The sequence below is a fragment of the Tepidiphilus thermophilus genome (assembly GCF_001418245.1).
Taxonomy (GTDB): Bacteria; Pseudomonadota; Gammaproteobacteria; order Burkholderiales; family Rhodocyclaceae; genus Tepidiphilus; species Tepidiphilus succinatimandens.
The window spans coordinates 258,980-268,288 of the sequence record NZ_LIPU01000001.1 but is presented as its reverse complement, the minus strand read 5'-3'; the positions used below and the strand labels follow the sequence as shown (position 1 = coordinate 268,288).

Sequence of the window (9,309 nt, the reverse complement as noted above, 5' to 3'; positions counted from 1 at the left end):
ACGATCAGTCGTTTTGCTTGCGCAGGAAGGCGGGGATGTCGAGCCGGTCGAGCCCGGGCATGCGATCGGCGAGCGTGCTGCGGCGCCCCCGGACGGAACGCTCGACCTGGGGCATGCCGCCGCGCTGCGGAGTCTCGGTGCGCCCTTGCGTGGCGCCCATGGTGGCGCCGCCGCCATAGGTTCCCGTGCCGCGGATCACTTCCATTTGGGGCTGCGGCCGCGTGGAACGCGCCGCTCCGAGACCGGTGGCGACGACCGTGATGCGGATGCGGTCTTCCATCGTGTCGTCGAAGACGGCCCCGTACTTGACGAAGGCTTCGGGAGCGGCAAAGGCCTGCACCGTGCGCACGGCGTCGCGCACTTCGGAGAGCTTGAGCGAGCGGCTGGCGGTAATGTTGATGAGGACGCAGCGCGCGCCGGAGAGTTCCGTCCCTTCGAGCAGGGGGCTCACTGCGGCCTGCTCGGCGGCGATGCGCGCGCGATCGATGCCAGAAGCTTCGGCCGAACCCATCATGGCGCGGCCCATCTCGCCCATGGCGGTGCGCACATCCTGAAAATCGACGTTGACCAGCCCCGGCACGTTGATGATCTCGGCGATGCCGGCCACGGCGTTCTTGAGCACGTTGTCGGCGGCCTTGAAGCAGTCTTCGAAGCCGGCGTCGTCGCCGAAGACTTCGAGCAGGCGGTCGTTGAGCACGACGATGAGGGAATCGACGTGGCGCGTGAGCTCTTCGATGCCGCTTTCGGCGACGCGGTCGCGGTTTTCGAAATCGAAGGGCTTGGTGACCACCGCCACGGTGAGGATGCCCATCTCCTTGGCGATCTCGGCGATGACCGGCGCGGCGCCCGTGCCCGTGCCGCCTCCCATGCCGGCGGTGAGGAAGGCCATGTGGGCCCCCTCGAGCGCGGCGACGATGCGCTCGCGCGACTCCATTGCCGCTTCGCGCCCGGCTTCCGGCTTGGAGCCCGCCCCCAGGCCGGAAGAGCCGATCTGGACCTTGGTGGGGGCGAGGCAGCGCGTGAGCGCCTGCGCATCGGTATTGACGGCGACGAACTCCACCCCGCCGATGCCCTCGCGAATCATGTGGTCGACGGCGTTGCCGCCCGCCCCCCCGATGCCGAGCACTTTGATGACCGTACCCTTGTGGGTGGTGTCGACCAATTCTTCAATCCCTTTGACCGCCATGACATTCTCCCGCTTTTGTCGTGCATTCTAACCAAGAAATCGTGATATTCAGAAATTTTCCCGGATCCATTGCCACGTGCGCCGCCACCATTGTCCTCCGGAGGCACGCCCTCCCCTGCCCGGGATCCTGCGCCGGGAATCGGCCGCCTCGAGCACCAGGCCGACGGCGGCGGCGTACTCGGGATCGGCGAGCCGCTCGCGCAGGCGCCCGCCCACCAGCGGCGCGCCGAGCCGCGCCGGCATCCCCAGGACTTCCTCGGCCAGCTCGACCATGCCGCCGAGCTTGGCCGAACCGCCGGTGAGCACCACGCCAGAGGAGAGCATCTCCTCGTAGCCGCTGCGGCGCAGTTCCTGCTGCACCAGCTCGAAGATCTCCTCGGCGCGGGGGTGGATCACGTCGGCCAGCCGCTGGCGCGACAGACGCCGCGCCGGACGGTCGCCCACCGGGGCGACTTCGATCATCTCCTCGGGATCGACCCAGTCGTGGCGCGCCGCACCGTGTTCGAGCTTGATCGTCTCGGCCTCTGCCGTGGGCGTGCGCAGCGCCATGGCGATGTCGTTGGTGATCATGTCGCCGGCGGCCGGAAGCACGGCCGTGTGCCGAATCGCCCCCTGGGTGTAGACCGCCAGGTCGGTGGTGCCGGCGCCGATGTCGATGATGCACACGCCCAGGCTCTTTTCGTCCTCGGTGAGGACGGCGTGCGCCGCAGCGAGCGGTTGCAGCACGAGTCCGTCGATTTCCAGCCCGGCGCGGCGCACGCACTTGATGATGTTCTGGGCGCTGGCCGCCGCCCCGGTGATGATGTGCACCTTGGCCACGAGCTTCACCCCGCTCATGCCGACGGGATCCTTGATGCCACCCTGGCCGTCGATGATGAATTCCTGGGTGAGCAGGTGCAGCACCTGCTGCTCGGAGGGGATGGGCATGGCGCGGGCGACTTCGATCACCTTGACCACGTCCTCGCGCGTGATCTCGCTGCCCTTGACGGCGAGCATCCCCTCGGCGTTGGTACATTGGATGTGGGCCCCAGAGATGCTGGCGTGCACGCGCGGGATGTCGCAGGCGGCCATGCGCTTGGCCTCGTCGACGGCCTGGGCGATCGCCGCCACGCTCGCTTCGATATTGACGACGGCGCCGCGTTTCATGCCGGTCATCGGCGCCACGCCGAGCCCGATCGGCTCGACGCCGCCGTCCTCGCGCAATCGGGCGACGAGGCACGTCACCTTGGACGTGCCGATGTCGAGCCCGACGAGCAGATCTCGATCTTCCCTCATCTCTTCTTCTTCCCCTTTGATTCCGGCGGTGGAGGCGGCGCAATGATACTCGCCGGCCCGGCGACCGCGAGCGCCTGCTGGTGGCGAAAATCGACGCGCACGGGCGCATAGCCGAGCCGCTCGCGGATCGCATCCCAGCGCTGGGCGAGCCAGGAGAGGCGCTGCTCGGCCTGCTGCAGGGAATCGAGCCGTCCGAGCACGAATTCCGTCCCTTGGCTCAGCCGCACGACATAGGAGAGCGTAGGGCCGACCTGCAGCACTTCCAGGCGGCCCAGCGGCTGCAGTACCCGGCTGAGCCCCTCGTAGGCTTCGAGCAGGGTTTCCTCCTGCCCGGCGGGGCCGATGATGCGGGGCAGATCGTCGGAGGGCGGCACGGCGCTGAAGACGTGCCCGTTGGCATCGAGCAGGGAGAGCTCACCGCTGGCGACGTCGATCCAGATCGCGATGGGACGATATTCGGCCAGGCTGACCACCAGGGAATCGGGCCAGACCCGGCGCACGTCGGCGCGGCGAACCCAAGGCAGGTCTTCCAGGGCTCGGCGCAAGGCTCCGAGATCGACGTCGAAGAAGGTCTTCCCCTCCACCGCCCGCAGGGCCGCATAACGCAGGCGGTCGGAGTCGCTGTGCTCGAGTTCGCCTTCGATGACGACGGTGCGAATCGGCGGCAGCCATTGCTCCCCCCAGTAAGACCAGGCCGCGGCGGCGAAGAAGAGCAGCGCGAGCATCGTGAGGCGCCGCGTCCAGCGGGCGAGCACGAAGGCATCGCGCCACCAGCGTGCCCCGGGAGGCACGGGCGCGGGCGCATGGCGGGAGAAGCGCTCAGAGCGGCTCATCGCAGCGCGCTTCCTCGAGAATACGCAGGCACAAGGCCTCGAACTCGATGCCGAGCGCGCGCGCGGCGAGCGGCACGAGCGAATGCGAGGTCATGCCGGGTGCGGTGTTCATCTCCAGCAGATAGGGGTCTTCCCCCTCGAGCAACAGGTCGATGCGCCCCCAGCCGCGGCAGCCGAGCGCGCGCGCCGAGCGCATCGTGAGTTCGGCCAGCCGCACGGCGAGCGCTTCCGGCAAGGGGGCCGGGCAAAGATAGCGCGTCTCGTCGCTGAAGTATTTGTTGTGGTAGTCGTAGCGGCCTCGGGGAGCGATGATCTCGATGGCGGGCAAAGGCTGATCGCCGAGAAAGCCAATCGTGATCTCCCGCCCGGCGATGAAGCGTTCGACGAGCACCTCACCATCGAAGCGCCGCGCCGCCTCCAGCGCCGGCCACAGATCCTCTTCGCGCTCGACGCGCGTTGCCCCCATGCTGGAGCCTTCGTGCACCGGTTTGACGAACACGGGTAGCGCGAGCGCCTCGCACACCCGCCGCGACACCGCCTCGGGTCCGGCGGCGAAGTCTTCGTCGGTGAGCCGCAGCGCCGGCGGCGTGGGCAGCCCCTGCGCCTGCCACAGGAGCTTGGTGCGCCATTTGTCCATGGCCAGGGCGGAAGCGAGCACGCCACTGCCGGTGTAGGGGATACGCAACCATTCGAGCGCGCCCTGGAGGGTGCCGTCCTCGCCGCCGCGGCCATGCAAGGCGATGAAGGCGCGCGCGAAGCCTTCGCGCTTCAAGTCGCAGAGGTCGCGCTCGGCGGGATCGAACGGGTGCGCGTCCACGCCGGCGCGGCGCAGCGCCTCGAGCACCGCCGCCCCCGACATGAGCGACACCTCGCGCTCGGCCGAGCACCCGCCCAGAAGCACCGCCACTTTGCCCAGATCGCCGCTCATGCCACCCGCTCCTCGTTCGCCGCCACGGCGGCGGATTCCTGCACCAGGCGTGCCGGCAGTCGCCCGATCGAGCCCGCCCCCATGGTCACGACCACGTCGCCGTCGCGTACCACCTGCGGCAGCACCGCCGGAACTTCATCGAGCTGCTCGACGAAGAACGGCTCGATCTTGCCGCGCAGCCTCAGCGCCCGCGCGAGGCTGCGTCCGTCGGCCGCCGGAATCGGCTCCTCGCCGGCCGGGTAGACCTCCAGCAGCACCAAGGCATCCACCCCCGAGAGCACGCGCACGAAGTCCTCGAAGCAGTCGCGCGTGCGGCTGTAGCGGTGCGGCTGGAAGACGACCACCACGCGCCGCCCTGGGAAGGCAAGGCGCACCGCGTCCAGCGTGGCTTGCATCTCCACCGGGTGGTGCCCATAGTCGTCGATGAGGGTGTAGGTGCCGCGCACCGTCCCGTCTTCCCCGACGAGGGGCAGCTCCCCGTAGCGCTGGAATCGTCGCCCCACCCCTTGGAAGCCCGCCAGCGCACGCACGATCGCCTCATCGGGCACGTGCAGTTCGCTCGCCACAGCAATCGCCGCCAGCGCGTTGCGCACGTTGTGCAGGCCGGAGAGGTTCAATTCGACCGGCAGACGCGTCTCGCGCCCGTTGCGCCGCACGGCGGTGAAGAGCATCTTCCCGCGCTCGGCGCGCACGTCCTCGGCGCGCACGGCCGCCTCCGGGTTCAAGCCATAGCCCACCGTTGGTCGCTCGATCCGCGGCACGATGGACGCGACGTGCGGATCGTCCAGACAGAGTACTGCCACGCCCCAGAAAGGCAGGCGATGCAGGAAATCGACGAAGGCGGTCTTGAGCCGCTCGAAGTCGTGCCCGTAGGTGGACATGTGATCGGCATCGATGTTGGTGACCACCGCCATCACCGGGGAAAGGTGCAGGAAAGAGGCATCCGACTCGTCCGCCTCGGCCACGAGGTATTCTCCCTGGCCCAGACGGGCGTTGCTGCCGGCGGCGATCAAGCGTCCGCCGATGACGAAAGTCGGATCGAGCCCCCCCTCGGCGAGGATGCTCGCCACCAGCGAGGTGGTGGTCGTCTTGCCGTGGGTACCGGCGATGGCGATGCCCTGTTTGAAGCGCATCAGCTCGGCCAGCATCTGTGCCCGCGGCACCACCGGGATGCCGGCCGCGCGCGCGGCGAGCACCTCGGGGTTGTCCGCCGCCACCGCCGAAGAAACCACCACGGCGTCGGCCCCGGCGACGTGCTCCGGGGCGTGCCCGAGCATCACCCGCACGCCGAGCGCGCGCAGACGCGCGAGCGTCGCGCTCTCGGCCAGATCCGAGCCGCTCACCTCGAACTCCAGGTGCGAGAGCACCTCGGCGATGCCGCTCATCCCCACCCCGCCGATGCCGACGAAGTGCACGCGTTTGACGCGGTGTTTCATGTTCCGTCCTTTGCCAATCGTTCGAGTTCGTCGGCGAGCGCCTCGGTCGCATCGGGCCGGGCGAGCGCCCGGGCAGCGAGCGCCATCTGCCGGCAACGTTCACGGTCGAACCCCTGCAGCAATTCCGCCAGGCCCTCGGGCGTGAGCCCGGATTGAGGCAGCAACTGCGCCGCGCCGCCATCGACGAGAAAGCGCGCGTTCGCCGTTTGGTGATCGTCGACCGCATGGGGGAAAGGCACCAGCAGCGCCCCCACCCCGACGGCGGCGAGCTCTGCCACCGTCATCGCCCCGGCGCGCGAGACAACCAAATCGGCCTCGGCCAGGGCGGCGCCCATGTCCTCGATGAAGGGCAGCAACCGCCCTTCCACGCCGTGGTGCGCATACGCTTGCTCGAGCGCGGCGAAATGGGCGCTGCCCGACTGGTGCGTCACCACGGGCCGTTCATGCGGCGCCAACTGCGCCAGCGCCGCCGGCACCGCCTCGTTGAGCGCCTTGGCCCCAAGGCTGCCACCCACCACCAGCAGGCGCAAAGGCCCCTGCCGCCCGGCAAAGCGCACCTCGGGCGGCGGCACGGTAGTGAATTCGCGCCGCACCGGGTTGCCCACCCAGAGCCCGCCAGGCAGCGTCCCGGGAAAGCCAGTGAGCACGGCATCGGCCAGGCGCGCCAGCACCCGGTTTGCCAGTCCGGCCACGGCGTTCTGCTCGTGCACCACGAGCGGGATGCCTCGCAGGCGCGCGGCCACCGCCCCGGGAAAGCTCACGTATCCGCCCATGCCGAGCACCACGCCCGGGCGCACTTCTCCCAGCAAGCGCAGGGCGCGCGCAATCGCCACCGCCAAGGAAAACGGCAGCTTCAGTTTGCGCCCCATCCCCTTGCCGCGCAAGGCGCCGAAACCGAGCGAAACGAATTCGAATCCGCGCGGCGGCACGAGCCGGGATTCCATTGCCTCCGCGTTACCGAGCCAGACCACGTGCCAGCCGCGCTCGCGCAAGACTTCGGCCACGGCCAGCGCCGGAAAGATGTGCCCGCCGGTGCCTCCGGCCATCACGAGCGCGGTGCGCCTGCTCATATCCGCACCCCTCGCCGCAGGCAGCGCAGCTCCCAGTCGGCGCGCAATACCACCGCCATCGCCGCGAGGTTGGCGATGATACCCGAACCGCCATAGCTCATGAAAGGCAGCGTCAGCCCCTTGGTCGGCAGAAGCCCGACATTCACCCCCATGTTGATGAGCGCCTGCACGCCGATCCACAAGCCGATGCCGAACACCGCCAGACCGGAGAAGTACTGCTCCACGCACACCAGCCCCCGGCCGATGGAGAAGGTGCGCCAGATGACCACCGCAAAGAGCGCCACCACCGCGCACACCCCCACCCAGCCGAGTTCCTCGCCGACCACCGCGAGCAGGAAATCGGTATGCGCCTCGGGCAGATAAAAGAGCTTCTCCACGCTGCCGCCCAAACCGACGCCGAACCACTCGCCCCGGCCGAAGGCAATCAGCGCGTGCGTGAGCTGGTAGCCCTTGCCCAAGGGATCGGCCCACGGATCGAGAAAGGCGAAGAGACGCTGGCGGCGGTATTCGGAACTCAGGATCAGGCCGGCGAAGGCAAAGCCGGCGAGCACCATCAGCGCGAAGAAGATGCGCAGCCTCAGCCCGCCCAGGAAGAGTACGCCGAAGGCGATGGCGCTGATCACGGCGAACGCCCCGAAATCGGGTTGCAACAGCAACAACACGCCCACGAGCACCACGACGAAGGCAAGCGGCAGGAAACCGCGCCAGAAACTGGCCATGAAGCGCAGCTTGCGCACCGTGTAGTCGGCGGCGTAGAAGGCGACGAAGAGTTTCATGAACTCGGAGGGCTGCAGATTGACCGATCCCAGCGGGATCCAGCGCCGCGAGCCGTTGACCACTTTGCCGACCCCCGGCACCAGCACCAGCACCAGCAGCGCCACGCCCAACAGGAAGAGCCAGGGGGTGAGCGACTGCCACACCCGCATCGGCACCCGAAACGCCCCCCAGGCCACCGCAGCCCCCACGAGGACGAACACCATCTGCCGCACCAGGAAGTAGTGCGCACTGCCCCCCGTGGCGCGCGACTCGTCGGCAAAGGCGATGCTTGCCGAATAAACCATCACCAGCCCGAAGAGCGTGAGCGCCGTCACCGCCCAGAAGAGCGCCAGATCGAACTCTCCGAAGCGTACCGGCGGCACCTGTCCTGCATGGCGCGCGGCCGCCTCGGTGAGGCGGTCCGGCCCGCGGCCGAACCAGCGGCGGATCAGCGCATCGACCATCGTCCCTCCCCGCCCGGCAAAGACCGGATCGCCGCCAGAAACACCTCGGAGCGGTGCGCATAGTCGCGGAACATGTCCAGGCTCGCGCAGGCCGGCGAGAGCAGCACCGCCTCGCCCGGATGGGCCACCGCATCGGCCAGCGCCACCGCCTCGGGCAGCGAAGCGCATCGGCGCGCCGGCACACCCGCCTGGGCGAAAGCGGCTTCCAGTGCCGGGGCATCGCGCCCGATCAGGAGCGCCAGACGCACCCTACCGTGCGCCGCCTGAGCGAGCGGCGCGAACGACTGCCCTTTGCCGTCGCCGCCGGCGATCAGGATCACCGGCGCATCGAATCCGGCGAGCGCCGCGATCGTCGCGCCCACGTTGGTGCCTTTCGAATCGTCGATGAAGCGCACCCCGTCGGCACGCACCGCCACCGTCTCGACCCGGTGCGGCAGCCCTTGGAACGAGGCAAAGCCCTCGATCGCCGCCTCGGGCGCCACGCCCATCGCCTCGGCGAGCGCGAGCGCCGCGAGTGCATCGATCTCGTTGTGCCGCCCCGGCAACGGCAGGATCGAACGCGGCGCCAGACGCTGCCGGCCGCGCACGAACCAGCCCTCCTGCACGCCGAAATCCGTCGCCGCGCCCGGCGCGTCGCTGCCCACCGTCACGCGCCGCGGCGCGCTGCGGGCCATGTCGCGCACGAGGGCGTCGTCGCGCACCACCACCGCCGTCTCCACGCCCTCATAGACGCGCGCCTTGAGGGCGGTATACGCCGCGAGCGAACCGTGCCGGTCGAGGTGATCCTCGGTGACGTTCAGCACCACCGCCGCCTGCACGGCGAAAGGCCCGGCCGTCTCCAGCTGGAAACTCGACACCTCCAGCACCCACACCTCCGGCCAGGGCAACCCGGCCTCCTCGCGCTCGCGTGCGGCGCTGAGGATGGCCGGGGCGATGTTGCCGGCGGCGAGCGCATCGAGCCCGGCGTGCCGCAGCAGATGCGCCGTGAGCGCCGTGGTCGTGGTCTTGCCGTTGGTGCCGGTCACTGCCACCAGCCGCCCCGGACGCCCGCGCGCCTGCCAGGCCTCGTAGAAGAGCGCCAGCTCCCCCTGCACCGGCAGGCCGCGCGAGCGCGCCTGCCGGCACAGCGGCAATTCGGGCGACAGCCCCGGCGAGAGCCACACCCGTTCGACTCCTTCGAGCAGCGACGCCTCGAACGGCCGGCCCAGCACCAGCGATTCGGGCGGCAACAGGGCATCCAGCCTTGCCGCGCCCGGCGGCCGAGCCCGCGTGTCGGCCGCGCGCACGGGCACTCCCCGATACGCGAGCCAGCGCACCATCGCCTCACCGCTCAAACCGAGTCCCAGCACCAGATCCATCGC

At 69.5% G+C, this 9,309-nt stretch carries 8 protein-coding genes; all 8 read right to left on the bottom strand.

The genetic code is table 11. The features are described 5' to 3' along the window. Window positions 1-4: 4 nt before the first annotated feature. The 8 genes from ftsZ to murD are packed head-to-tail and all read right to left on the bottom strand — an operon-like array spanning window position 5 to window position 9,306. Window positions 5-1,186: a cell division protein FtsZ gene (ftsZ, locus tag ASC37_RS01315; RefSeq protein ID WP_218054503.1), complete on the bottom strand. Its 1,182-nt coding sequence runs from the start codon at window positions 1,184-1,186 to the stop codon at window positions 5-7. A 48-nt stretch (window positions 1,187-1,234) separates the two neighbouring features. Continuing rightward, window positions 1,235-2,461: a cell division protein FtsA gene (gene ftsA, locus ASC37_RS01310; protein ID WP_055422636.1), complete on the bottom strand. Its 1,227-nt coding sequence runs from the start codon at window positions 2,459-2,461 to the stop codon at window positions 1,235-1,237. After that, window positions 2,458-3,294 carry a cell division protein FtsQ/DivIB gene (locus tag ASC37_RS01305; protein WP_055422635.1) on the bottom strand — a complete coding sequence of 279 codons (837 nt, stop codon included), beginning with the start codon at window positions 3,292-3,294 and terminating at the stop codon, window positions 2,458-2,460. The genes ftsA and ASC37_RS01305 overlap by 4 nt, the downstream gene beginning before the upstream one ends. Next, window positions 3,281-4,222: a D-alanine--D-alanine ligase gene (locus ASC37_RS01300; protein WP_055422634.1), complete on the bottom strand. Its 942-nt coding sequence runs from the start codon at window positions 4,220-4,222 to the stop codon at window positions 3,281-3,283. The genes ASC37_RS01305 and ASC37_RS01300 overlap by 14 nt, the downstream gene beginning before the upstream one ends. Continuing rightward, window positions 4,219-5,658, bottom strand: a complete 1,440-nt coding sequence (murC, locus tag ASC37_RS01295; RefSeq protein WP_055422633.1) for a UDP-N-acetylmuramate--L-alanine ligase — start codon at window positions 5,656-5,658, stop codon at window positions 4,219-4,221. The genes ASC37_RS01300 and murC overlap by 4 nt, the downstream gene beginning before the upstream one ends. Further along, window positions 5,655-6,728, bottom strand: a complete 1,074-nt coding sequence (gene murG / locus ASC37_RS01290; RefSeq protein WP_055422632.1) for an undecaprenyldiphospho-muramoylpentapeptide beta-N-acetylglucosaminyltransferase — start codon at window positions 6,726-6,728, stop codon at window positions 5,655-5,657. Before murG ends, murC begins: the two co-directional genes overlap by 4 nt. Further along, window positions 6,725-7,948: a putative lipid II flippase FtsW gene (ftsW, locus tag ASC37_RS01285; RefSeq protein WP_055422631.1), complete on the bottom strand. Its 1,224-nt coding sequence runs from the start codon at window positions 7,946-7,948 to the stop codon at window positions 6,725-6,727. The genes murG and ftsW overlap by 4 nt, the downstream gene beginning before the upstream one ends. Then, a complete protein-coding gene (murD, locus tag ASC37_RS01280; RefSeq protein WP_055422630.1) occupies window positions 7,933-9,306 on the bottom strand; it encodes a UDP-N-acetylmuramoyl-L-alanine--D-glutamate ligase in 1,374 nt (457 codons plus the stop codon). The genes ftsW and murD overlap by 16 nt, the downstream gene beginning before the upstream one ends. Between the last annotated feature and the right edge of the window lie 3 nt (window positions 9,307-9,309).

Coding starts and splice junctions, on each gene's coding strand:
- ASC37_RS01305 (WP_055422635.1), bottom strand. CDS start 3,294: ATGAGCCGCTCTGAGCGCTTCTCCCGCCATGCGCCCGCGCCCGTGCCT.
- ftsA (WP_055422636.1), bottom strand. CDS start 2,461: ATGAGGGAAGATCGAGATCTGCTCGTCGGGCTCGACATCGGCACGTCC.
- ftsZ (WP_218054503.1), bottom strand. CDS start 1,186: ATGGCGGTCAAAGGGATTGAAGAATTGGTCGACACCACCCACAAGGGT.
- ftsW (WP_055422631.1), bottom strand. CDS start 7,948: ATGGTCGATGCGCTGATCCGCCGCTGGTTCGGCCGCGGGCCGGACCGC.
- murG (WP_055422632.1), bottom strand. CDS start 6,728: ATGAGCAGGCGCACCGCGCTCGTGATGGCCGGAGGCACCGGCGGGCAC.
- murD (WP_055422630.1), bottom strand. CDS start 9,306: ATGGATCTGGTGCTGGGACTCGGTTTGAGCGGTGAGGCGATGGTGCGC.
- murC (WP_055422633.1), bottom strand. CDS start 5,658: ATGAAACACCGCGTCAAACGCGTGCACTTCGTCGGCATCGGCGGGGTG.
- ASC37_RS01300 (WP_055422634.1), bottom strand. CDS start 4,222: ATGAGCGGCGATCTGGGCAAAGTGGCGGTGCTTCTGGGCGGGTGCTCG.